General features: G+C 72.7%; 28 protein-coding genes. 23 read left to right on the plus strand and 5 right to left on the minus strand.

From position 1 onward, the window contains the following. Positions 1-43 precede the first annotated feature (43 nt). The 4 genes from grpE (at position 44) to ACQPZO_RS00805 (ending at position 2910) form a co-directional block, all read left to right on the plus strand. The gene (gene grpE / locus ACQPZO_RS00790) at positions 44-787 is read left to right on the plus strand and encodes a nucleotide exchange factor GrpE (protein WP_433346104.1); all 744 of its coding nucleotides are present in this window, start codon (positions 44-46) and stop codon (positions 785-787) included. A gap of 79 nt (positions 788-866) precedes the next feature. Continuing rightward, on the plus strand, positions 867-2054 hold the full coding sequence (gene dnaJ, locus ACQPZO_RS00795) for a molecular chaperone DnaJ (RefSeq protein ID WP_433346105.1): 1188 nt from the start codon (positions 867-869) through the stop codon (positions 2052-2054). A 32-nt stretch (positions 2055-2086) separates the two neighbouring features. Next, complete coding sequence (locus ACQPZO_RS00800) at positions 2087-2521, plus strand: heat shock protein transcriptional repressor HspR (protein ID WP_433346107.1); 435 nt, start codon at positions 2087-2089, stop codon at positions 2519-2521. Positions 2522-2688: 167 nt separating this feature from the next. Then, entirely contained in the window at positions 2689-2910 is a 222-nt protein-coding gene (locus ACQPZO_RS00805; RefSeq protein ID WP_433346109.1) for a hypothetical protein, read from the plus strand. Between the two features lie 75 nt (positions 2911-2985). On the opposite strand, the gene ACQPZO_RS00810 is transcribed toward ACQPZO_RS00805, so the two are convergent. The 3 genes from ACQPZO_RS00810 to ACQPZO_RS00820 all read right to left on the minus strand — a co-directional run bounded on the left by ACQPZO_RS00810 (position 2986) and on the right by ACQPZO_RS00820 (position 5305). Next, positions 2986-3417, minus strand: coding sequence for a hypothetical protein (locus ACQPZO_RS00810; protein ID WP_433346112.1), 432 nt, complete (start codon positions 3415-3417; stop codon positions 2986-2988). A gap of 174 nt (positions 3418-3591) precedes the next feature. After that, positions 3592-4797, minus strand: a complete 1206-nt coding sequence (locus ACQPZO_RS00815; RefSeq protein ID WP_433346114.1) for a cation:proton antiporter — start codon at positions 4795-4797, stop codon at positions 3592-3594. A 7-nt stretch (positions 4798-4804) separates the two neighbouring features. Further along, positions 4805-5305, minus strand: a complete 501-nt coding sequence (locus ACQPZO_RS00820; RefSeq protein WP_396671731.1) for a cation:proton antiporter regulatory subunit — start codon at positions 5303-5305, stop codon at positions 4805-4807. Between the two features lie 32 nt (positions 5306-5337). Here ACQPZO_RS00820 and ACQPZO_RS00825 point away from each other — a divergent pair, with 32 nt between their 5' ends. Further along, positions 5338-6435 carry a hypothetical protein gene (locus ACQPZO_RS00825; RefSeq protein WP_433346116.1) on the plus strand — a complete coding sequence of 366 codons (1098 nt, stop codon included), beginning with the start codon at positions 5338-5340 and terminating at the stop codon, positions 6433-6435. A 123-nt stretch (positions 6436-6558) separates the two neighbouring features. Here ACQPZO_RS00825 and ACQPZO_RS00830 read toward each other — a convergent pair whose 3' ends face one another. Beyond that, positions 6559-6789 (minus strand): winged helix-turn-helix domain-containing protein, encoded by a 231-nt coding sequence (locus tag ACQPZO_RS00830; protein WP_433346118.1) that lies wholly within the window; start codon positions 6787-6789, stop codon positions 6559-6561. 387 nt (positions 6790-7176) lie between these two features. Between ACQPZO_RS00830 and ACQPZO_RS00835 the strand changes: the two genes are divergently transcribed. The 18 genes from ACQPZO_RS00835 (at position 7177) to ACQPZO_RS00920 (ending at position 21890) form a co-directional block, all read left to right on the plus strand. Then, on the plus strand, positions 7177-7545 hold the full coding sequence (locus ACQPZO_RS00835) for a DivIVA domain-containing protein (RefSeq protein WP_433346120.1): 369 nt from the start codon (positions 7177-7179) through the stop codon (positions 7543-7545). Continuing rightward, the gene (locus ACQPZO_RS00840) at positions 7542-7793 is read left to right on the plus strand and encodes a hypothetical protein (RefSeq protein WP_396676543.1); all 252 of its coding nucleotides are present in this window, start codon (positions 7542-7544) and stop codon (positions 7791-7793) included. Before ACQPZO_RS00835 ends, ACQPZO_RS00840 begins: the two co-directional genes overlap by 4 nt. Before the next feature lie 107 nt (positions 7794-7900). Further along, on the plus strand, positions 7901-8557 hold the full coding sequence (locus ACQPZO_RS00845) for a TetR/AcrR family transcriptional regulator (RefSeq protein ID WP_433346123.1): 657 nt from the start codon (positions 7901-7903) through the stop codon (positions 8555-8557). Positions 8558-8642: 85 nt separating this feature from the next. Beyond that, entirely contained in the window at positions 8643-11234 is a 2592-nt protein-coding gene (gene clpB / locus ACQPZO_RS00850; RefSeq protein ID WP_433346125.1) for an ATP-dependent chaperone ClpB, read from the plus strand. A 91-nt stretch (positions 11235-11325) separates the two neighbouring features. Then, positions 11326-11697 (plus strand): hypothetical protein, encoded by a 372-nt coding sequence (locus tag ACQPZO_RS00855; protein ID WP_433346127.1) that lies wholly within the window; start codon positions 11326-11328, stop codon positions 11695-11697. 70 nt (positions 11698-11767) lie between these two features. Continuing rightward, the gene (locus ACQPZO_RS00860) at positions 11768-12640 is read left to right on the plus strand and encodes a hypothetical protein (protein ID WP_433346129.1); all 873 of its coding nucleotides are present in this window, start codon (positions 11768-11770) and stop codon (positions 12638-12640) included. Positions 12641-12723: 83 nt separating this feature from the next. Then, positions 12724-13356 (plus strand): DUF4178 domain-containing protein, encoded by a 633-nt coding sequence (locus ACQPZO_RS00865; RefSeq protein ID WP_433346131.1) that lies wholly within the window; start codon positions 12724-12726, stop codon positions 13354-13356. 2 nt (positions 13357-13358) lie between these two features. Further along, positions 13359-13862, plus strand: coding sequence for a DUF2617 family protein (locus tag ACQPZO_RS00870; protein ID WP_433346133.1), 504 nt, complete (start codon positions 13359-13361; stop codon positions 13860-13862). Then, the gene (locus ACQPZO_RS00875) at positions 13859-14287 is read left to right on the plus strand and encodes a DUF4247 domain-containing protein (protein WP_433346135.1); all 429 of its coding nucleotides are present in this window, start codon (positions 13859-13861) and stop codon (positions 14285-14287) included. The genes ACQPZO_RS00870 and ACQPZO_RS00875 overlap by 4 nt, the downstream gene beginning before the upstream one ends. Positions 14288-14323: 36 nt before the next feature. Next, the gene (locus tag ACQPZO_RS00880) at positions 14324-14746 is read left to right on the plus strand and encodes a DUF350 domain-containing protein (RefSeq protein WP_433346137.1); all 423 of its coding nucleotides are present in this window, start codon (positions 14324-14326) and stop codon (positions 14744-14746) included. Then, positions 14746-15528, plus strand: coding sequence for a hypothetical protein (locus ACQPZO_RS00885; RefSeq protein ID WP_433346139.1), 783 nt, complete (start codon positions 14746-14748; stop codon positions 15526-15528). Before ACQPZO_RS00880 ends, ACQPZO_RS00885 begins: the two co-directional genes overlap by 1 nt. Continuing rightward, on the plus strand, positions 15525-17117 hold the full coding sequence (locus ACQPZO_RS00890) for a polyamine aminopropyltransferase (protein WP_433346141.1): 1593 nt from the start codon (positions 15525-15527) through the stop codon (positions 17115-17117). Before ACQPZO_RS00885 ends, ACQPZO_RS00890 begins: the two co-directional genes overlap by 4 nt. A 40-nt stretch (positions 17118-17157) precedes the next feature. After that, on the plus strand, positions 17158-18180 hold the full coding sequence (locus ACQPZO_RS00895) for a hypothetical protein (RefSeq protein WP_433350700.1): 1023 nt from the start codon (positions 17158-17160) through the stop codon (positions 18178-18180). Between the two features lie 58 nt (positions 18181-18238). Then, on the plus strand, positions 18239-19177 hold the full coding sequence (locus ACQPZO_RS00900) for a hypothetical protein (RefSeq protein ID WP_433346143.1): 939 nt from the start codon (positions 18239-18241) through the stop codon (positions 19175-19177). A 126-nt stretch (positions 19178-19303) separates the two neighbouring features. Beyond that, positions 19304-19930, plus strand: coding sequence for a hypothetical protein (locus ACQPZO_RS00905; RefSeq protein ID WP_433346145.1), 627 nt, complete (start codon positions 19304-19306; stop codon positions 19928-19930). An 8-nt stretch (positions 19931-19938) separates the two neighbouring features. Further along, positions 19939-20748, plus strand: a complete 810-nt coding sequence (locus tag ACQPZO_RS00910; protein WP_433346147.1) for an SDR family NAD(P)-dependent oxidoreductase — start codon at positions 19939-19941, stop codon at positions 20746-20748. 167 nt (positions 20749-20915) lie between these two features. Further along, positions 20916-21455: an orotate phosphoribosyltransferase gene (gene pyrE, locus ACQPZO_RS00915; RefSeq protein WP_433346150.1), complete on the plus strand. Its 540-nt coding sequence runs from the start codon at positions 20916-20918 to the stop codon at positions 21453-21455. A 57-nt stretch (positions 21456-21512) separates the two neighbouring features. Then, positions 21513-21890, plus strand: coding sequence for an ArsR/SmtB family transcription factor (locus tag ACQPZO_RS00920; RefSeq protein WP_007454255.1), 378 nt, complete (start codon positions 21513-21515; stop codon positions 21888-21890). A gap of 209 nt (positions 21891-22099) precedes the next feature. Here ACQPZO_RS00920 and ACQPZO_RS00925 read toward each other — a convergent pair whose 3' ends face one another. Then, positions 22100-22981: a DedA family protein gene (locus ACQPZO_RS00925; RefSeq protein ID WP_433346152.1), complete on the minus strand. Its 882-nt coding sequence runs from the start codon at positions 22979-22981 to the stop codon at positions 22100-22102. Between the last annotated feature and the right edge of the window lie 93 nt (positions 22982-23074).

Here is a 23074-nt window from a genome sequence, read left to right on the forward strand (position 1 = left end):
CCGCCTCGGACACGTACTCACGGCAGAGGGATGAGGTAACCGCATGTCGGAGAAGCCACGAGCCGCCGACCCGGGTTCCACCGGGTCGGCGCCGGGTGGCTCCGCGACCGCCGGGCAGTCCGCCGGCGAGCAGCCGCGGGTCGTCATCCGTGACAACCGCAAGATCAACACGTCGGAGGAGCCCGCCGCCACCGACGCCGGGGCGGACGTCCCGGCGGAGGGGCTGGTCGCCGACGCCGAGGTCGTGGTCGACGAGATCGAGGTCGAGGCCGCCTCCGTGGACGGGCCGCCCGTGGTCGACGCCCCGGCGCAGCCGGTGGAGAGCGGCACCCCGGCCACCGGCGCGCCGCCCGGCGCGGAGCTGGAGGGGCTGCGGGCCGAACTCGACGAGCGGACCCGGGACCTCCAGCGGGTGACGGCGGAGTACGCCAACTACCGCAAGCGGGTGGACCGGGACCGCAGCCTGGTCCAGGAGCAGGCGACCGGCTCGGTGCTCGCCGCGCTGCTGCCGATCCTGGACGACCTGGACCGGGCCCGCGAGCACGGTGATCTGGTGGGCCCGTTCGGCACGGTGGCCGAGCAGCTCACCACCGCGCTGGGCAGGTTCGGCCTGAACGCGTTCGGCGAGCAGGGCGACCCGTTCGACCCGACCCGACACGAGGCGGTGGCCCACCAAACCTCCGCCGACGTGACCGAACCGACCTGCGTGCAGGTCATGCGCCGGGGCTATCAGCTCAACGAACGGCTGCTGCGGCCGGCCATGGTCGCGGTCGCCGACCCGGAGTAGTGCCGACCCGCGCCGTCCCGCCCGCCCGTACCGGGCGGGCGGGACGTCCGGGATACGTCCCGCGGAAGGGGGTGGACCGGTGAGTTCCAAGGACTGGATCGAGAAGGACTACTACGCCACGCTGGGCGTGCAGAAGTCCGCCTCCCCGGACGAGATCAAGAAGTCGTACCGGAAGCTGGCCCGGGAGTCGCACCCGGACCACAACCCCGGCGACCCGCAGGCCGAGGAGCGGTTCAAGGCCGCCTCCGAGGCGTACGCGGTGCTCGGCGACGAGGCCAAGCGCCGCGAGTACGACGAGATGCGCTCGCTGTTCGGCTCGGGCGCCTTCCGGCGTAACGCCCGGGGAGCGGGCGGGCCCGGCGGGCAGCCGTTCGACGTCTCGGACATGTTCGGCGGCGCGGCCGGCGGCGGTGACCGTCGCTTCGGCGGGGCCGGCTTCCAGGACCTGTTCAGTTCGATCTTCTCGGGCGGCGGGGCAGCCGGTGGCCCGTCCCGTCCTCGTGGCCCCGCCAAGGGCCGGGACATCGAGACCGAGGTGGCGCTCGACTTCGACGACGCGGTCCGCGGGGTGACCCTCCCGCTGACCCTGCGCGCGCCCGGGATCTGCGACACCTGCCACGGCAGCGGGGCGAAGCCCGGCACCCAGCCGGTGACCTGCCAGGTCTGCCACGGTGCCGGGGTGACCACCCGGAACCAGGGGTCGTTCAGCCTGTCCGAGCCGTGCCGCAACTGCCAGGGCGTGGGCACGGTCGTCGAGGAGAAGTGCCCGGAGTGCCACGGCACCGGCGGGGTCACCAAGACCCGCACGCTGAACGTCCGCTTCCCCGCCGGGGTGGCCGACGGGCAGCGGATCCGGCTGGCCGGGCGCGGCGAGCCGGGCGAGCGTGGCGGCCCGGCCGGCGACCTGTTCGTGCACGTGAAGGTTCGGCCGGACGAGCTGTTCGGGCGTACCGGGGACGACCTGACGCTGACCGTGCAGATCACCTTCCCGGAGGCCGTGTTCGGCACGGACCTGCGGGTCCCCACGCTCGACGGCACGGTGACCCTGCGGGTGCCGCCGGGAACGCCGGGCGGCCGGGTGCTGCGGGCCCGGGGCAAGGGCGTGGTGCGCAAGGACGGCCAGGCCGGCGACCTGCTGGTCACGCTCGACGTGGTGGTACCGGCACGGGTGTCCGACGAGGCACGGGCGGCGCTGGAGGCGTTCGCCGAGCAGTCCCCGCCGGCCGCCCGGGAACATCTCGACGCCCGGGTGCGTCGGTTCAGTTGAGCCTGCTGGAGTGCGTACGGAGGTGAGCGGGGATGGTGGGAGAGTTCACCGGCTCGGATGACCCTGCCTACGAGGCCAAGGTCCTGATGATCTCGGTGGCGGCGCGGATGGCGGGGATGCATCCGCAGACGCTGCGCCAGTACGACCGGCTCGGCCTGGTGCAGGCCGGCCGGGCGGCCGGCGGCGGGCGCCGTTACAGCGTCCGGGACGTGGTGCTGCTGCGCGAGGTGCAGCGGCTCAGCCAGGATGAGGGGGTCAACCTGGCCGGGGTCAAGCGGATCATCGGCCTGGAGCACCTGCTGGAGCAGGCACAGCAGCGGATCGCCCGGCTGGAGGCGGAGCTCGACGCCGCGTACCGCCGGGTGGCCGAGCTGGAGTCGCTGGCCCGGTTTCCCGGTCGGGACCTGGTGCCCGCCACCCGCACGTCCACCGCCCTGGTGGTCTGGCGCCCGCGCCGCGACCGCTGACCGTCCGCCACACAGCTCCACAGCTCCGGACCGCTCCATCGGCCCGGTCCGCTTCCCGGGTACCCCGGCGCGGACCGGGCCGTTTCCGTTAACCTGTGAATCAGGTCCTATCCGCTCAATTCGGGCCAGAAGCACCGCTGGAACCACCGCACCGGCGAGGGGGGACCATGTCGGAACCGGCCAAGAAGGTGGCGCAGCAGGCGGAGGCGCGGCTCGACCGGATCGCGAAGTCCGCCCGGGAGCAGTTCAACAAGATCACCGAGAGCCGGTTCACCGACAGGATCAAGGACGGCCGGTTCGCCGACCAGGTCGACCACGGCGTCGGCCAGGGGCGGGCCGACGTGCGCCGCGACCGGCAGCGCGAAGGGCGCGGCGGATCGGCCGCCTGACGGCCGGTGCGCCGACGTGCGGGCCGGGTTCCACGGGGGAACCCGGCCCGTTCGCGTGCCCCGGATGCGTGCCGGTCAGCCGATGCGGCGGTTCTCCCGGACCAGACCACCCTCGCACCAGTCCCGGTAGACGAAGAGGTTCGGGCGGGCCAGCAGCACCCGCCCGTTGTGCGCCCAGTTGTGCATCAACTCGTCGCCGGCCCGTTCCGCCTGCTCGACCAGCTTGCGGAAGCGCCGCTTGGGATGGGCGCGGAAGTTCGTCCGGATGCCGTCGGCGGCGTAGATGTAGAGGCAGTGCAGCGCGAACCGGCGGGCCGGGCAGGCCGGGTCCATCGCCAGCTCGAAGAGCGTCTGCACGAGGTGGTCCCCGGCGACCAGCAGGTCCCAGTCCTGGGGCATCGAGGTCAGCGGCACGGAGTCCGGTTGGTAGGCCCACGCCCGCAGCTCCGCGGGAGAGGGGTCGACGGGGTTCGTGAAGCCGCGGAACGTCGACTGCTGCACGCTCACCGGCCAACCTTCCGCTTGCGTACGCGGGGGGACCGGCCCACCGCGGACTGGCTGCTGGGGCGAACGGTAGCCGGGGTCGCCGACCAGCGGAAGGGTTCATGGCACGAATTCGACAACCGATGGAACGGGCCGGGTCGGCCATACGGCCGACCCGGCCCGTTCCGGGGTCGGGGATCAGTCGGCGCTGACCAGCGGCTCAGTGCGCTGGCGGAGGGCCCGCTGCCGCAGCCAGGTCTTGAACCAGGCGAAGTCCGGCAGCCGGGCCAGCATCGGCCCGGTCACCACGGTGATCAGCACGTACGTCGTGGCCAGCGCGGCCAGCTTCGGTTCGACGCCGTCGACGGCGACGGCGAGCCCGGCGATGACGATGGAGAACTCACCGCGTGGCACCAGGGCCAGTCCGGCCCGCCACCGTCCGGGCTCCTTGATCCCCACCCGCCGGGCGGCCAGGTACCCGGTCAGGGTCTTGGTGCCCATTGTCACCACGGCCAGCGCGAGCGCCGGCAGCAGCACGGGTGGGATGTCCCGCGGGTCGGTGACCAGCCCGAAGAAGACGAAGAAGACGGCGGCGAACAGGTCCCGCAGCGGGGAGAGCATCTCGGTGGCGTGGTGGGCCACCGGCCCGGACAGCGCGATGCCGACGAGGAAGGCGCCGACCGCGGCCGACACCTGAAGCTTGGCCGCGATCCCGGCGACCAGCAGGGTCAGCCCGAGCACGCCGAGCAGCAGCGCCTCCGGGTCCTTCGCCGACAGGGCCGTGGAGATCAGGTGGCCGTACCGGATCGCCACCACGAGCACCAGCACCACGGTGCCGACCGCGACGCCGAGCGCGATGCCGCCGCCGAGCAGGCCGCTGCCGGCCAGCACGGCGGTGAGCAGCGGGAGGTAGAGCGCCATCGCCAGGTCCTCGATGACCAGCACCGAGAGGATCACCGGCGTCTCCCGGTTACCGAGCCGGCCCAGGTCGGCCAGCACCTTGGCGATCACCCCGGACGAGGAGACCCAGGTGATGCCGCCGAGCACGATGGCGGCCACCCAGTCCCAGCCGAGCATGAAGGCGAACGCCGCGCCGGGCAGCGCGTTGAACACGCCGTCGATCAGCCCGGCGGGCGCCGCCGAGCGCAGGTTGCCGACCAGTTCGCCGGCCGAGTACTCCAGGCCGAGCATGACCAGCAGCAGGATCACGCCGATCTCCGCGCCGACGGCGAAGAACTCCTCGCTGGCGTTCAGCGGCAGCACACCGCCGTGCCCGAAGACGAGCCCGGCGAGCAGGTAGAGGGGAATGGGTGAGAGGCCGATCCGCCGGCCGAGCCGCCCCAGCAGCCCAAGCAGGAAGAGCAGCGCACCGACCTCGATGAGCAGCGTTGTGGTCTCGTGCATCCGCGCCTCAACCGTCCGGATCGTTGTCGGCGAGGATGGCTGTCACGCCGTCGAGCCCCTTGCGGGTCCCGACCACGACCACCACGTCACCGGCCTCGAAGCGGAAGGTCGGGTCCGGCGAGACGATCACCTCGCCGTGGCGCAGCACCGCGACGATGGAGGCGCTGGTCCGGGTGCGCGCCTTGGTGTCGCCGAGCCGCCTGTTGACGTACTTCGAGCCGGCCGGGATGGCGACCTGCTCGGTGAGCAGCCCGGCGGCCTGCTCGCGGAGTCCGGAGAGTTGACCGAGCATCAGCGACGCGCCGAGAATGTCTGCCAACGCCTCCGCCTCGTCGTCGGTCAGGGGTATGTCGGCCTGGCAGGAATCGGGATCGTCCGGGTCATAAAGGACAAGGTCGCGGCGGCCATTGCGGTGGGAAACCACGCCGAGCCGGCGGCCGGATTCCGTCACCAGATCGTGACGCATTCCGATCCCAGGGAGGGCAGTCTGTTCGACACGTACTCGCACGCGGGCAAGGCTACCGGCTGAGGGGAGGGTCGATGAATGGTCGGTTCCTCCGCTGGGCGGTCGCTGTGCTGCTCATACCGCTGATGGCGGGCTGTTCGATCGGTCCGGTCCGTCGCCCACCCCCGGACCGGACGGCCCCTCCGCCCGGTCCGGCGACCACCGCGCCGACGTCGTCCCCCACGGCCTCCGACGTCGAGGTACGCGAGGTCCGGGTCGCCGTCGACCAGCGGTACGACCTGCCGTACGTCGAGTTCGTCACCGCCGAGCGCGGCTACGCCCAGTTCAGCGGCTGCGGCCCGCCGGTGGACCGGAGTTGCCCGGCGCTGCTCTACTCCACCACCGATGGCGGGCGCACCTGGCGAGGGCTCCGGCATCCGTACCCGCTCTCCGTGAACCCGCAGCTCTACGTCGTCCCGGGTGTGCTGGCGATCTTCGCCGACCCCCAGGGCTGGTACACCTCCACCGACGGCGGCGTCACTTTCGTGCACACCGGCGGGGATCGGACCCCCGCCGTGTGGCAGGCCGCCCAGGGCCGCTTCCAGGTCGACGAGGCCACCGGCCGGGCGGTTCGCTGGCAGGGGCAGCGGATGACGCCCCTGCCCGTCCAGCCGCCGGTGCCTGTGCTGCACGGCCTCGCCGAGGACCACGGCCTGCTGGTGGCGGCGGGCGTCGACGGCGGGAAACCGTACGCGGCGATCTCGCCCGACGGGGGGCGGAACTGGCAGCGGACGGCGGTGCCGGCGTCCGACGGCGAGGTCGGGATGCTGCGGCCGATGGTCGGGCCGGACGGCGACGCACGGCTGATCGGATGGCCGCCGGACCGGACGAGATTTCCCACCTTTTGGCGATACCTGGGCCGGTGGTTGCCGGTGCCCGTTGAGGGGCATCCGGCGCGGGCGCACTCGGTGGTGCCCCTGACCACCGGGCGGTTCGCCGTCACCGGCCCGGACGGCGTGGGCGTCGTCGCCGATGGCCGGTACGACCGGCTCGACTGGCCGCTCGGCCCCGAGCACTACCTGACCCTGCTGGACGACGGCACGCTGATGGGCCGTGCCTCCGACGAGGTGCTCCTGGCCTCGGGGCCGCTCGGCAGCCGCCACTGGGTGCGGGTGGTGCTGGAACCCGCCTGAGCGGCCGGCTCGTGCGGACGGCGGCTGCCCGCATCGGTTGTGCCACGCCGATGAGGGTCCTATTTCACCGCCTGTGGAGCTGCCCCGTCTGCGCTACCAACCGCTGCGGACCCGTAGTTCGGGTCAGCCGGATGCAGGGCGAGGGGTGACATAGGTGCCCTTGCCCTGGTGCCCTTCGATAAGCCCTTCGGCTTGGAGAATCAGCAGGGCGGAGCGCACCGGCTCGGCAGAAACTCGATAGTGGGCGATCAGCTCGCGCAGCGAGGGCAGCTTGTCGCCGGGGTTGTACTCACCTGAGGTGATCTTGTCTCGGATGTCCTGGGCGATGCGCTGACGGTCGGAAACTCGGGGCATGGCGGCAACTCCTGGTAGGCCCCAAGATCCTCCCATGGCACTGCCCGGTCAGCCAAGACTTTGCGTGCTAAGCATGGCGACCCTTGCCCTGCAATGCTTTGCATTGTATGTTTCGAGGGCGGACGTTCTTCAGCGGAAACCCTGGTAGGCAGCCGGTCCCGGCGTTGACGTCCGTTCCGCTGGCATGGCCGGACTCCCCCCGTGGTCCGGATCGTGTCAGCCCTGCGGGAGTGGTTCGGCTGAAGTGCTGGCTCGCTCCCTGGGTGGTCCTGCTCTCCTGCGGCTTGACGGCTGTTGAGAGCAGGGCCGGGCGGTCGGTCGGCCATGTCGACCGACCGCCCCTTCCCGGCATCGCACACCGAGTCGTCGAGGAAAGGACAGCCTGTGGTGCGTGCACTTCTGCGATCCCTGCTCAGCCGCCGGCATGCCGGGCCACACTCGGCAGCCCACCGGCCCGTCGGTGCTGCCCGACCCGTCGGGCGCAGTCCGCGCAACCGGCCGCCGGTCGGCGCGTACCGCTCGTACCTTCCCCTGCGGCCCTGGCAGGTGCGGAGCCGGACCTTCACGCCGCGCCGGCGCGGCGCGGACCCGGTGGAGGTGGCCGAGTTCCTCGACCGGGTCGCCGCCGACCTGGCCGCCGCCTACGCGGCGCTGGCGCGCAGCCGCGAGGAGGTCGCCCGGATCAAGGCGGCGCTGCGGGAGTGGCAGTCCCGCCAGGCACCCGCCGCCCGTGACCTGGCCCGGCGGCGTCCGTGAGCCGCCGGTACGTCATCCATCTGCCGGTGACGGCGGCCGACCTGGCCCGCGCCAAGATCCTGGCCCGGACCGCCGTCCGCTCGCTGGCCATCGTCGCCCCCGTCGATCCCGGCGAGACCACCGTCTCGACCGAGGACAACCAGGGGGTACGCCACCGCGTGTTCTGCGACCGCCGGCTCGATGGTGGGCGGCGGTGCGTGCTGCGGGCCGAGCACGAGACGCCCTGCGCGGCGCGTGTGCCCCGCTGACTGCGGCCTCCCGCAGGAGTCCCCGGCCGGGGCGGTCAGCGAAGGGCGCGAAGAGCTGGCGGATGCACCAGAGCGGAACGATCCGTTCCGCTGCTAGTCTTGGTGTCATGCCGAACCCCGCCCACGCCGCCCACGCCCCGCCGCTCGCCGGGCGGCGGGCCCAGGCCGCCCGCAACGACGCCGTGATCCTGGAGGCCGCCCGCGCCGTCTTTCTCGACGACCCGAAGGCACCGATCGCGGCCGTCGCCGACCGCGCCGGCGTCGGCATCAGCGCCCTCTACCGGCGGTACGCGAACAAGGAGGGCCTGCTCCGCCGGCTCTGCCACGACGGGCTGCGCCGGTACGTCGCCGAGGTCGAGGCGGCGGTCGCCGACCCGGACGGCTGGCGGGGCTTCGTCGGCTTCCTGGAGCGGGTGGTCGACGCCGACGTGCACTCGCTGACGGTGCACCTGGCTGGCACCTTCGCGCCGACTCCGGAGATGGGGCAGGACGCGACACGGTCCGGCGAGTTGACCGCCGCGCTGGTCGAACGGGCCCAAGCCGCCGGGCGGCTGCGCGCCGATGTGGTGGTGCAGGACGTCGGGCTGCTGCTGGAGGGGTGCGCCGCGATCCGCGTGCCCGATCCGGAGCGCACCCGCCAGCTGCGCCGGCGTCACCTCGCGCTGCTGCTGGCCGGTCTGTCGGCGGCCGGCGGCGGCCCGGAACTGCCCGGGCCGCCGCCGGCCGCCGGGGAGCTCGACTGGCGCTGGAATCAGCGTAAGTGACTCAGCTCACATCCTCAGGGTTGAGCGGAATAGGCTCAACTCTGGTTGTGTCCTTCCTAGTGGACACGCCGATCCGGGGGAGCCCATGAACACGGAACGTCTCACCACCAAGAGCCGCGAAACCATTACCGGTGCCGTCGCGCTGGCGAACCAGCGCGGCCACGCCACCGTGGAGCCCTGGCACCTGCTGCTGTCGCTGCTGGACACCGAGGGATCGACCGCGGCGGGCCTGCTGCGCGCCGCCGGGGCCGACCCCGTCGAGCTGCGCCGGGCCGCCCAACGCGCGGTCGACGGCCTGCCGGCGGCCCGGGGCTCCAGCCTCGCCGAGCCCACCCTGGCCCGCGAGTTCGTCAACGCCATCGGCGCCGCCGAGCAGATCGCCCGGCCGTTGGGCGACGAGTACACCTCGACCGAGCACCTGCTGGCCGGCCTGGCCCGGGTCGGCGGCGCGGTCGCCGGCGCGCTGAAGAACGCCGGCGCGACCGAGGAGAACCTGGTCGCCGCCTTCCCGACCGTCCGGGGCGGGGACCGGCGGGTCACCACCGCCGATCCGGAGCAGACCTATCAGGCCCTGACCAAGTACGGCATCGACCTGACCGCCAGCGCGCGGGACGGCAAGATCGACCCGGTGATCGGCCGGGACTCCGAGATCCGCCGGGTGATCCAGGTGCTGTCCCGGCGTACCAAGAACAACCCGGTGCTGATCGGCGAGCCCGGCGTCGGCAAGACGGCGATCGTCGAGGGCCTGGCCCAGCGGATCGTGGCCGGCGACGTGCCCGAGTCGCTGCGGGGCAAGAAGCTGATCTCGCTCGACCTCGGTGCGATGGTGGCCGGCGCGCAGTACCGGGGGCAGTTCGAGGAGCGGCTGAAGTCCGTGCTCGAGGAGATCAAGAACTCCAACGGGCAGGTCATCACCTTCCTCGACGAGCTGCACACCGTCGTCGGCGCCGGCAAGGGCGAGGGCTCGATGGACGCCGGCAACATGCTCAAGCCGATGCTGGCGCGCGGCGAACTTCGGATGGTCGGCGCGACCACCCTCGACGAGTACCGCGAGCACATCGAGAAGGACGCGGCCCTGGAGCGCCGCTTCCAGCCGGTGCTCGTCGGCGAGCCGACCATCGAGGACACCATCGGCATCCTGCGCGGCCTCAAGGAGCGCTACGAGGTGCACCACGGCGTACGGATCACCGACGCCGCCCTGGTCGCCGCCGCCTCCCTGTCCGACCGGTACATCACCGAACGGTTCCTGCCGGACAAGGCCATCGACCTGGTCGACGAGTCCGCGTCCCGGTTGCGCATGGAGATCGACTCCCGGCCGGTCGAGGTGGACGAGATCGAGCGGGCGGTGCGCCGGCTGGAGATCGAGGAGATGGCGCTGGCCAAGGAGCCGGACGCCGCCTCCGCGGACCGGTTGGAGCGGCTGCGCAAGGAGTTGGCCGACAAGCGCGAGCAGCTCACCGCGCTGTCCGAGCGCTGGCAGACGGAGAAGGATCACATCACCCGGCTCTCCACGGCCAAGGAGGAGTTGGAGCGGCTCGGCGGCGAGGCCGAGCGGGCCGAGCGCGACGGCGAGCTGGAGCGGGCCGCCGAGCTGCGCTACGGCCGGATTCCCGAGCTCAAGGCCGACCTGGCGAAGGCCGAGGAGGAGCTGGCCCGGCTCCAGGCCGAGGGCGCGATGCTCAAGGAGGAGGTCGGCGCGGACGACATCGCCGCCGTGGTCGCCTCCTGGACCGGCATCCCCGCCGGCCGGCTGCTGGAGGGCGAGACCGCCAAGCTGCTCCGAATGGAGGAGTCGCTGGGCTCGCGGGTCGTCGGCCAGGCCGAGGGCGTCGCCGCAGTCTCCGACGCGGTCCGCCGGGCCCGGGCCGGAGTCGCCGACCCGGACCGCCCGACCGGCAGCTTCCTGTTCCTCGGCCCGACCGGGGTCGGCAAGACCGAGCTGGCCAAGGCGCTTGCGGAGTTCCTCTTCGACGACGAGCGGGCCATGGTTCGCATCGACATGAGCGAGTACGGCGAGAAGCACTCAGTCGCCCGCCTCGTCGGCGCCCCACCCGGGTACGTGGGCTACGAGGAAGGCGGCCAGCTCACCGAGGCGGTGCGCCGCCGGCCGTACTCGGTGATCCTGCTGGACGAGGTGGAGAAGGCCCACCCCGACGTGTTCGACGTGCTGCTCCAGGTGCTCGACGACGGTCGGCTCACCGACGGCCAGGGCCGCACGGTGGACTTCCGCAACGCGATCCTGATCCTCACCTCCAACCTCGGTTCGTCGGTGATCGGCGACCTGACGATGGCCGAGGAGCAGCGCCGGGAGGGCGTCCTCGCGATGGTCCGGTCGCACTTCAAGCCGGAGTTCCTCAACCGGCTCGACGACATCGTGGTCTTCGCCGCGCTGCACGGGGACGACCTGCGGGCCATCGTGGACATCCAGCTTGAGCGGATGCGTCGGCGGCTGGCCGACCGCCGGCTCGGCCTGGAGATCACCGAGGCGGCCCGCGGCTGGCTCGCCGAGCACGGGTACGACCCGATCTACGGCGCCCGCCCGCTGCGCCGGCTGGTGCAGTCCGCCATCGGCGACCAGCTCGCCAGGGCACTGCTCTCCGGCACGGTGCGGGACGGCGACACGGTGAAGGTCGACCTGGCCGACGGCCGGGAAGGCCTGGCGGTCACCGCCGCCTGACGACCGTCGACCAAATGTCGAAAGGGGCCCCCTGCGCAACGTTTCGGCGTTGACCGGGGGCCCTTCGCTCAATCGGGGTATGGAGGTGGGCATGTTCGGACGCGGGAACAAGGAGCTTGACGCGGCGGTGCGGGAGTTGGCCGAGGCCGACACCCTCGCGTTCGGCGGGGTGGGGTTCGCCGGCACGGTGCTGCCGGCGACCGAGGCGTACCGGGAGGTCGAGCGGCAGCTCGACACGCATCCGGAGCCGGCCCGGCGGAAGGTCGACTGGCTGCTGCGACACGGCTCGCCGGCCGGCCGGGCGTACGCGGCGACGCTGCTCGACCGGGTCGACCCGGCGGGCGCGCGGGCGGCGTGGGAGGCACTGCGCGGCGAGCCGGCCGAGTTCACCACCTTCGGCGGCTGCGTCATGGGCCGGAGCAGGCTGGGTGAGTACGCCGCCGCCCGGCTCGCCGAGGGGTGACTCAACCAGCCGGCTCGACGCTGACCGATCGGGGCTGCCGCCCACCTGCCGCCGGCCGTACGGTCCTGCCATGACCGCACCCGTGGCCGCCCCGGTCCGTCCGCCCCGACCGACCTCGGTCGCCGTCGCCTGCTGGCTCCAGGCCGCCACCGTGCTGATCCTGCTCGGACTGCTCGCCCTGGTCGCGTACAAGGCGGTGCGCTTCGACGACGAGATCAGCCAGGCTGCCCGGCTGGTGCCGGACGCCGACCCCGCCGAGGTACGCGGTGAGCGGAACGGCAACGTCTTCGGCTCCCTCCTCCTGGGCATACCCGTACTGCTGCTCGCCGGCTGGCTCGCCGGCACGGCCCTGCCGCTGCTGCGAGGGCGGAACGTCGCGCGCATCCTGGTCTTCGTCTCCGGCGGTGGGCAACTGCTGCTCTGTCTCGGTCAGGCATGCTCCGGCGCGCTGATGCTCCCGCTCATCCTCGCGCTCGGGTTCTCCGAGGGGATGGACCCCGAGGGGGAGCCGTTCCCCGAGGAGGACCTCTGGCAGGAGTCGAGGTTCCTGGAAACCCTGTACGGCCGGCAGGAGTCCCACGACGCGGTGATCTACCCGATCGCCGGGATCAGCGTGCTGACCGTGCTGCTGCTCACTGCGGCCGTGGTGCTGCTGCTCTCCCTGCCGCCCGCGAACCGGTACTTCCGCCCCCGGGCGCAGCCGCCGGCCGGCCCGGTGCCGTACGGCGGCTGGCCGACCGCCCCGGTCCCGCCGGTCGGTGCCTGGGTGCCGGCCGGGTACCCGGTCCCGCCGGGGTACCTGATCTGCCCCGACCCGGCCCTTCACCTCGCCCATCCTCCGACGTCGCCCGGGCCGGCCGGTCCGGCATCCGTGCCGCCCGGTTTGGCCCCCGCGTCGGCCGTGTCGCCGGCCACCGATCCGCCCGCAGCGCCAGGTAGTTGAGCCCTTACTCAGCGATCACGAGGTTTCCCCACGTGCGCCGGGTTGTTACCGTCTCCGCCGACGCAACTGGGGAGGCGATCGGATTGAACGGATCGGTGATGTACCTGGTGACGGCGGCGGGCTGCCTCATCGCGGTGGCCGGGATCGTCATCGCCGTGGTGGCGGTTCGACGGGGCCGGACCAAGCAACCCCCACACCCCGGCCCGACCGACCCGTTCCGCGACCGGGACGCCGACGCGCTGCGGGGCGACCCGCGCCGGCTGAGCCCCGGCGACATCGTCGAGATCCGCGGGACGTCGTACGCGGTGCGCGGCTCGGTGCTGCTCAAGGAGGGCAGCTGGACCTGGTCGGAGCACCTGCTCGACGACGCCGGCGGCGGCCAGCTCTGGCTCTCCGTCGAGGAGGACCCGGACCTGGAGCTGGTGTTCTGGACGACCGACCCGGCGCTCACCCTCACCCCGGGCGCGCCGACCGTCGACCTCGACGGCCACCGGTACACCAGCAACGAGTCCGGGCACGCGCTCTTCACCGGCACCGGGACCACCGGCCTCGACCCGTCCGGCGCCATGCGCTACCACGACTACCGGGGCCCGGGCGCACTCCGGCTCTCCTTCGAGGCGTACGGCAACGCCGCGTGGGAGGTGGCGCGGGGCGAGGTGCTGCACCGCTCAGAAGTGATGATCTACCCGCAGGCCGGCCCCGGGAAGGTGAGCTGACCGTGCTGGTCACCCTCGACACCCCGTACGTCGACACCAGCGCCGCCGACCTCAGCCTCGCCCTCGGCGACGCGGAGCGCCCCGCGCTGCACGTGCTCGACCTCGACCTGCCAGCCGGTGTCCGGCTGCGGCTGCGCCTGCTCGGCGCCTCCCACCAGGTGGTGCTCCGCGCGGCGGGCACCGAGCTGACCGAGACCGTGGCCTGCCTGCCCGGCAGCCCGCCCGAGCTGCCCGCCACGAGGCTGGACGAGTCGAACGGCTACCGGTTCACCGCCACGGTGCTGCGGCCGGTTGGAACGGAGCTGAGCGACCGGGTCGCCGCGCTCCGCGCCGAACTGGCCGGCGACCCGTACGCCCTGGTCGGGGTCTTCCCGGGTGACGCGGACGCGGTGACCGCCCTCGCGGTCCGGCCGGATCCGCCGGACGGGACGGTCTCCTGGCGCACCTGGCACGCGTACCCCCAGACCAACGAGCTGGTCCTGACCGAGACGGAAGTGGTCCTGTGAAGACGTACCGGCCCTGGTTCGTGGTGGGAGCGGCGGTCGCCGTGATCGGTGCGCTGATCGCCGCCTTCGCGATCTTCTACGGCAACTTCTCCCCGCGCGGTTACGTGGAGGACAGGTACACCCGGGCGGTGAGCCGGGACATCGGCGGGAACGCCGTCGCGTACACCTCGTCGAAGTCGCCCAGCCAGGTCGCCGACGAGATGACCGACGCCTGGAAGCCGGCCGACCAGTACATCGACGGCAGCGGCGTCTATCTGCGCTACGACGACGACTCGGTGGTGATCCTGCCGATCGCCGTCGGCTCGGTGATCCTGCTCGAACGCATGACCACCGCCTACCCCCGCTACCACTCGACCGTCGGGTCGCACTGGGGCTGGGGACGCGGCAGCACCGTCCGGGGCGGCGGCCCCGGCACCGGCAAGTAGCCCGACGACCGACCCCCCTCACCCTGGAGCCCTCCTGTGCAGAACCTCGTCATCGATCTGCTGGTCACTCTCGCCTACGGCGTGGTCGGCGTCGTCCTGATGGGCATCGGCTACGGGCTGGTCGACGTGGCCACCCCCGGCAAGCTTCACGAGCTGATCTGGACCGAGCGCAACCGCAACGCGGCGCTGTTGCTCTCCTCCAACCTGCTCGGCGTCGGCACCATCGTGGTCGCGGCGATCGTGGCCAGCGAGGACGACTTCCTCATCGGTCTGGTCGGCGCGGCGGCGTACGGGATCGTCGGCCTGGTCATCATGGCCGCCGCGTTCCTGCTGCTCGACGCGGTGACCCCGGGCCGGCTCGGCGAGCTGCTCGTCGACCCGGAGCCGCACCCCGCCGTGTGGGTGTCGGCCGTGGTGCACCTCGCCACCGGCGCGATCATCGCCGCCGCGATCAGTTGATGGCCGCTCCAGCTCACCCGGGCGGCAGGCGGCCGGGCAAGCCGACGACGAAGGCCTCGTCCTCGGCCGCCTCCGGCTGGATCGTCGGCCTGGTCAGCGTCGTCGTGGTCGGTGCCTGCATCGGCGTCGGCATCCTCAACGGCGACTCCGGCGGCACCACCGTTCCCGCTCCGGCGGCCGACGAGCGCGCCGACACCGTGCCGATCCTCGCGCAGGCCGCCACCAGCCAGGGCATCTGCTACGGCTGGCGGCTGGAGAGCTACTACGGCTCCGTGGTCAGCGTCGGCTCCAACCTCGGCGACGGGGTGGCCGTGGTCGACAACCCGGCCTGCCCGCGCTGGGTCGAGGTGACCGCCGAGGTCAGGTACACCTCGGAGAGCAGCGAGAGCGGTGACTCGGCGACCGTCGACGTGACGGGCTCGACCGACATCGACCGCTTTGACCTGTACGCCGTGGAGAACGGGCTGCAACGGTTCGGGCTGGACGACGACGCCTTCGTCGACGACCCCGGCTGGGCGGTCTGCCGGGCGGCCGTGGCGCTGCCCCTGCTGGTCGCCGAGGCCGGCGTGGCCGAGCCCGCCGCCACCCCGGCCGCCGCGCCGGGCTCCTCGGCGTCGCCGCTGCCGGCCGCGGGCAGCGACTTCTGGCGGGACCGGTGGGGCTGGCTGCTCGCCACCGCCGGGCTGCTGCTGGTTGCCGCGTTGCTGTTCACCGTCGGGTTCGTGCGGCGCAGTCGGCAGCGCGCCCAGGCGCCCGCCGGGCGTACCCGGGGAAAGACATGACCACCGAGGCGTCGGCGGCGGCGGACGGCGGCCCCACCGCCCGGCCGCGCTGGCGGCTGTCCCGCGCGGCGGTGCTGGTCGCGGTCTTCGTCTGCGCCGCCTGTGGCCTGGTGTACGAGCTGGCCCTCGTCGCGCTCGGCAGCTACCTGATCGGCGACACCGTCGGCCAGGCGTCGATCGTGCTCGGCGTGATGGTCTTCGCGATGGGCGTCGGCGCGCTCGCCGCCAAGCCGTTGCAGTCCCGGGCCGCCGCCGCGTTCGCGTTGGTCGAGCTGCTCCTCGCCCTGCTCGGCGGGCTGTCGGTGCTCGGCCTGTACGCCGCCTTCGCCTGGCTGGACCTGTACGGCCCGGCGCTGGTCGGCACCGCGTTCGTGCTCGGCCTGCTGATCGGCGCGGAGATCCCGCTGCTGATGGTCATGCTGCAACGCATCCGGGAACAGTCCGCAGGCAGCGCGGTGGCCGACCTGTTCGCCGCCGACTACGTCGGCGCACTGCTCGGCGGGCTCGCCTTCCCGTTCCTGCTGATGCCCGTATTCGGCCAGCTCAAGGGCGCCCTGGTGGTCGGCGCGGTGAACGCGGTGGCCGGCGTCGCGCTGGTCTGCACGGTGTTCCGCGCCGAGCTGAGCCGCCGGGCGCGGATCGCGATCGGTGCCGGCTCCGTCGTGGTCGCCCTCTGCCTCGGGTACGCGTGGATCACGGCTTACGACTTCGAGGTGACCGCCCGGCAGCAGCTTTACCGGGACCCGGTGGTGCACGCCGAGCACAGCCGGTACCAGGAGATCGTGCTCACCCGTTCGGCGCGGGAGGTCGGCCACGCTGACACCGACCTGCGGCTGTTCCTCAACGGCGACCTCCAGTTCAGCTCGGTGGACGAGTACCGCTACCACGAGGCGCTGGTGCACCCCGCGCTGAACGGCCCCCGCGGCGAGGTGCTGGTGCTCGGTGCCGGGGACGGGCTCGCGGTCCGGGAGATCCTGCGCTACCCCGACGTGCGCCGGGTGACCGTGGTCGACCTAGACCCGGCCGTGGTGGCGCTCGCCCGCAGCGAGCCGCAGCTACGCCGGCTCAACGGCGACGCGTTCGCCGACCCCCGGGTGCGGGTGGTCAACGTCGACGCGTTCGGTTGGCTGCGCGCCGCCACCGAGCGGTTCGACGTGGTGGTCGCCGACCTGCCCGACCCGGACGAGACGGCCACCGCCAAGCTCTACACCGTCGAGTTCTACGAGCTGATCCGGGCGGTGCTCGCCGAGCGCGGGCGGCTGGTCGTGCAGTCCGGCTCGCCGTACTTCGCGCCCCGGTCGTACTGGTCGATCGAGGCGTCGGTGCGGGAGGCCGGCTTCGCCACCGTGCCGTACCACGTCGACGTGCCGAGCTTCGGCGACTGGGGGTTCGTGCTCGCCGCGCCGGGGGGCACCCCGCCGGGGCTGGCGCTGCCGGCCGACGCGTCAGGGCTGCGCTTCCTCACCGCCGGGACGCTGGCGTCGGCCGCGAACTTCCCCGCCGACCGGAGCCGGATCGACCTGCCCGCCTCGACCCTGTTGCGGCCCCGCGTGCTGGAGTACGCCCGCGCCGAGTGGCGCGGCTACTAGGGTCGTTGCCATGGTGCGCGGACCGTCGCGTCGCCGGTGGATGCCGCCCCGGGCGGAGGCTGCGGCGGCGTACCTCCAGGCGTTCGTCCTGTCCGGGGTGGCCGCTGTGCTGCTCACCCGGGCGTACCTCCAGGCCACCGGCTACCCGCAGCTCGGCGGCGGCGGCCTGCACATCGCGCACGTGCTCTGGGGCGGCCTACTGATGGCCGCCGGCCTCGGCGTGGCGCTGGTCTTCCTCGGCGGCGCGGCCCGGATGACCGGCGCGATCCTCGGCGGCATCGGATTCGGCCTGTTCATCGACGAGGTGGGAAAGTTCGTCACCACCGGGACGGACTACTTCTACGCCCCGGCCGCCGGCATCATCTACGGGGTCTTCGCCCTGCTCGTGGTCATCACCCAGGCGGTGCGCGGCCGGACCCGGCTGCTTCCCGCCGAGCGCACCGCGAACGCCCTGGACGCCGTGCTCGGCGGCCTGATCAACGGTCTCACCGACCGGCGTCGGGCCGAGGTGCTCCGGCTGGCCCGGGGCTCCGGGGCGCTGACCGAGGCCGCCGTGGCCGGGCTGCTCGACGCGGTGCCCCGCCGGGAGCCGCCGCCGCCCCGGTTCTGGCAGCCCTGGCTGGCCCGGCTCCGCCGGTTCGTCATCGGGCTGACCGCCCAGCGCTGGCTGGTCAGCCTGGTGGTGGTCTACCTGGTGGCGGAGCCGGCCCTGACCCTGATCGGCGTGCTGCTGGACGGGGTGACCGGCGCGCTGGACCAGGAGCGGGAGTGGGGCGCGGTGCTCGGCGTCTCGGCGTCCGCGCTGGTCACCGCCGTGCTCAGCGTCACGGCGGCGTTCCGGCTGCGCCGGGACCCGGTCGACGCGTTCCGGCTGTTCAAGCTGGCGATCCTGGTCGACCTGCTGTTCGGGCAGATCTTCAACTTCACGGTCAACCAGTTCGGCGCGGTCACCGCGGTGGGTGCCGACCTGTTCCTGCTCGCCGTGGTGACCGCCGAGCACCGGCAGCTGCGCCGGGAAGCCGAGCGCCCGGCGTCCGCGCCCGGCGCGCCCCGCACCGGGTGACGTGCCGGGCTGGCCCGTACTGGATACGGTGTGAACCCGACTCCAGGGAGGGAGCACCGTGGTCGACCCCCACAGCCCACCGCCGGCCCGGACACGTCCGGCCGTCGTCACCATTTCCAGCTACCTGCTGATCCTCGTCGCCGCGATCCAGGTGATCCAGCTGATCCTGACGCTGACCACCATCGGCACCACCCGCGACGTGCTGCACGACGCGTACTCGGGCACCGACGCCAACGGCGCCGACACGCTGGCGGACTTCACCATCGCGATCGGCATCGGTAGCGCCATCCTGGTCCTGCTCATCGGGATCGGGCTGGTGGTGCTGGCCATGCTCAACAACCGGGGCCGCAACGGCGCCCGGATCACCACCTGGGTGGTCGGTGGCATCCTGGTCTGCTGCACCGGCAGCAACCTGATCAGCGGGCTCGCCGGCGGCTTCGCCGGCACCGGCCAGACCTCCGGCGACGCGCCGAGCCCGGAGGAGATCCAGCGCCGGCTGGAGCAGGAACTGCCCTCGTGGCTGACGCCGGTCAACACCCTGCTCGCCGTCGTCGCCCTGCTGGCCCTGCTGACCGCGCTGATCCTGCTGGCCCTGCCAGCCGCGAACGCGTTCTTCCGCAAGCCGCAGCAGGGCTGGGAGCCCCCGGTTCCGGGTGGCGCCTACCCGGCCTACCCGCAGAACCCGGGCTACCCGCAGGCCCCGGCGTATCCGCAGACCCCCGGCTACCCGGCGGCACCCGGCTACCCGCACGGCCCGGGCCAGCCGGGCCAGCCGCCCTACCCGCACGCGAGCCACGGCCCGTCCTCCCCGGACCAGCCGACCCCGTACCCGGACCAGCCGACCCCGGGGCCGTCCTCGTCCGACCGGCCGGACCCGTCCGGGCCGGGCCAATGGAGTGACTCGGGGCCGTCCACGAGCGGCGGGGACTCCGGGCCGTCCGGCGGCGGCGGGGACTCCGGATCGTCCTCCGGCGGTGGATCGTCGTCGTCGGACTGAGCACCGGACACCGCCCAGCCTGTCGGCCGGCGCAGCCCGGGCGGCGGGCTGGGCGCGCCGGATAACGGCGACATCGACGATCCCTCCGAGTAGGTTCCACACGGACGCCTACCGGAGGGATCTGTCGTGTCGTACCCCGAGCAGGCGCAGCCCCGTCGCCCCACGGTCGTGGGGCTGGCGGCGGCGGTGCTGGTGCTGATGGCCGTCGGCGCGCTGGCCTACGCGGTCGCCGGTCTGGTCGCTCTCGGCGGCACCGTCGACCGGTTCCGGGCGGCGGCGGCCGGCACCACCGCCGGTTCCGGGGAGACCGACGGCCTGGTCACCCTGTTGTGGCTGGCGGTGGGGGTGTCGGCGGCGCTGACCGTGCTGGTCGGCGTCGTGCTCGTCGGGCTGGCGTTCGGCCTGTTCGCCGGCCGGCCCGGGGCCCGGGTGGCGACCTGGGTGGTCTGCGGACTGGGCCTGGCCTTCGGCTGTTGCGGGCTCGCGGCGCTGGTCGGCCAGCGGGCCGTTCCGCTGCGGCTGTCCGGGAGGGACCAGGCCACCACCGCCGAGCTGCTCGGGCTGCTCGGCGACGCCTACCCGTCCTGGTGGATTCCGGTCAACGCGGGCCTTTCCGTCGGCCAGCTGCTCGGCTACTTTGTGGTAACCGCGTTGCTGGCCCTGCCGGCCGCCAACGCGTGGTTCCGCCGAGGCCGTCCCGTGCCGGCCCCGGCCGGCCCCCCGCCGGCCGCGCCCCCGTACCCGAGCCGCTGAGGACACCCGTGACGGCAGAGCAGGTTCCCGCCGAGCGCCGCGCGCTGGTCACCGGCGCGACCGCCGGTATCGGCGCGGAGTTCGCGCGTCGGCTGGCCGCCGACGGTTGGGCCCTCGTGCTGGTGGCGCGCGATGCCGCCCGGCTGGCGGCGGTCGCCGCGGAACTGACCGGCAGGTACGGCCACCCGGTCGAGGTGATCGCGGCGGACCTGTCCACCGACGACGGTTGCGCCGCCGTGGAACTCCGGCTGGCCGAGGGCAGCCCGGTCGAGCTGCTGGTCAACAACGCCGGGATCAGCCTCAACCAGCCCTTCCTGAGCTCCTCGGTCGCCGACGAGTCCCGCTTGCTGCGGCTGAACGTGCACGCCGTGCTGCGGCTGACCCTCGCCGCGGTCGGCCCGATGACTCGCCGGGGCCATGGGGCAGTGATAAATGTCTCTTCGGTTGCGGGCTTCGGGCCGGTCATGCCCGGATCGACGTACCCGGCCAGCAAGGCGTGGGTCACCGCGTTCAGCGAGTCCGTCGACCTGACCACCGCCGCGTCCGGGGTGCGCGTGATGGCACTGTGTCCCGGCTACACCCGCACCGGTGCGCACGAACGGCTCGGGATCGACATGTCCGGGACCCCCCGTTTCATGTGGCTCCAGGCCGGACAGGTGGTCGATGAGGCCCTTCGTGACCTGCGGAAAGGTCGCTCCGTAAGCGTTCCGTCGCGGCGCTACAAGCTGGCCGTCGCCGGGGTCCGGCACGCGCCGCGGAGCCTGCTGCGTCGGTTCGCCCGGGACACCCGCGGTCGCGACGACCGCCGCGCCGGCTGACCTACGGCTCAGCGCCAGCAGTCGGGCCCGGCGGCAGGTGTCCGTCCCTGCCGGGCGGCAGCGGTCGCACAGAGTAGCCGAACATCGCCAACCATCGGTCGCCCGCAGGGCTGATCGGGGTGGACCCGACACACGGCTCCCAGACTTGCGCAGTAACCTCTATCGCCATGGGGGACCACGACGACCTGCGCAAATTCATCAACGACCTAGCCGTGGTCCACGGGCGGGTGGTGCTCTCGTCGGGCCAGGAGGCGGACTGGTACGTCGATCTGCGGCGTGTCACGCTCCATCACCAGGCTGCACCGCTGGTCGGTCGAGTACTGCTCGACCTGACCTCCGACTGGGAGTACGACGCCGTCGGCGGCCTGACCCTGGGCGCCGATCCCGTCGCCCTCGCAATGCTGCACGCCGCGTCGACGACCGGCCGGTCGCTCGATGCTTTCGTCGTCCGTAAAGCGGGTAAGGCCCATGGTCTGCAACGCCGCATCGAGGGACCGGACGTGGCCGGACGGCGGGTGTTGGCGGTCGAGGACACGTCAACCACCGGTGGCAGCGTGCTGACCGCGGTGGAAGCGTTGCGCGAGGCCGGGGCCGAAGTGGTGGGTGTTGCGGTTATTGTTGATCGTGGCGCCGGCGACGCGGTGCGAGCCGCCGGACTGCCGTATCGGGCGGCCTATACGTTGGCTGACCTCGGCCTTGTGGCCTAAAAGTTTGCCGATTCGGATCTGCTGATATGCAGGCGGATCGATGCTGCTGGTGGAAGGATGGAATACGTGGGAACTGCGTTGGCTGAAATGACCATGCCTCAGATCTCGCCGCTTGCCGGCGAGCCGATCGAACGTGCCGACGCCGAGCGGCTTGCGGGGGTCCTCAAGGCCCTCGCGGACCCCGCTCGGCTGCGGCTGCTCAGCCTGATCCAGTCGGCGCCCGAGGGCGAGGCGTGCGTGTGCGACCTGACCGCACCGCTCGGCCTCTCCCAGCCGACGGTCAGTCACCACCTGCGTATCCTCACCGAGGCCGGCTTGCTGGAGCGGGAGAAGCGCGGTGTCTGGGCGTACTACCGGCTGGTGCCGTCCGCGATCGCGACGATCGCGGATCTGCTCACCCCGCCGCGCAAGCGGGCCACCAAGAAGGCTCGCTGACAACAAGGTTCTGTTCCGGGCCGTCCCGCCTCGGGTCGGCATCGGGTGGCGTGTCAGGGGTGGCGCCACCACCGGGCGGTGACGCGGGGCCGCGTCACCGGCAGTTGCCTCGTTGATTTCGTCCGCCGTCGATTCGTCACGGCCTCGACCGATGGCCGGTCCCGCAGTGTGGGGCCGGCCATCGCCGTACGCCGTGACGAATCGCGCCGTCAGCGGCCCCTGCCCTGCTCCGGCCACCGACCGCCATCGTGTGGCTGCTGCCGCGGCTCCTGCTGCCCGTTCGGCTGCTGCGGCGACCGGTCGTGGGGGTGGTGACGGTGGTGCTCGACGGCTTCCCGGACGGCCTCCACCGCGCCGGCGGCGCTCGCCGCCGCCACCACGGTCATTACCTCGCCGCGCTTGCGGGCCCGCCGGTCGCGGAGGAACTCGAAGAAGATCGGCAGCACCGAGATCAGGATGATCAGCGCGACCACCGGCAGGATGTACCGGTCGATCTTGTCACCGATCGCGTTGTAGATCTGTTCGGCGAGCAGGTACCCGATCAGTAGGATGCCGTCCACCCAGAGGATCGCGCCGACGACGTTCCACAGCAGGAACTGCCTGGCCGGCATGCCGAGCGTCCCGGCCACCGGGTTGAGGAACGTGCGGACGATCGGGATGAACCGGGCCAGCACCACGGCCTTGGCCGGGCCGAACTTCTGGAAGTAGTACTCCGCCTTCTCCACGTACTCCCGCTTGAACAGCCGGGAGTTGGGGCGCTCGAACATCCGCCGGCCGTACCGCGCGCCGAGCCAGTGCCCGAGCTGGGCACCGACGATCGCGCAGATCGGCCCGCCGATCAGCAGCCCGACCAGGGAGAGCCGGGTGCCGTCACCGAAGATCGCGTCCGCCACCGGCGATGCGGCGACGCCGGCCAGGAACAGCAGCGAGTCGCCCGGGAAGAAGAAGCCGACGAGCAGGCCCGTCTCGGCGAAGAGGATCACCCAGACGCCGATCAGCCCGAAGGTATGGAGCAGATCCTTCGGGTCTAGCGGATTCAGGGCGACGGTCTCGACGGCCGCCCGTGCCTTCTCTGCTGTGTCCACGGCCACACAGGGTACCTAACCCCGGTTCCGCTCCCGCCCGGCACCGCCCCGGTCCACCCGGGACGGTGCCGGGCCACGTACTCGGCCAGCCCTTCGACC

It is taken from the genome of Micromonospora sp. CA-111912 (assembly GCF_050948415.1).
In the GTDB taxonomy this organism is placed as follows: domain Bacteria; phylum Actinomycetota; class Actinomycetes; order Mycobacteriales; family Micromonosporaceae; genus Micromonospora.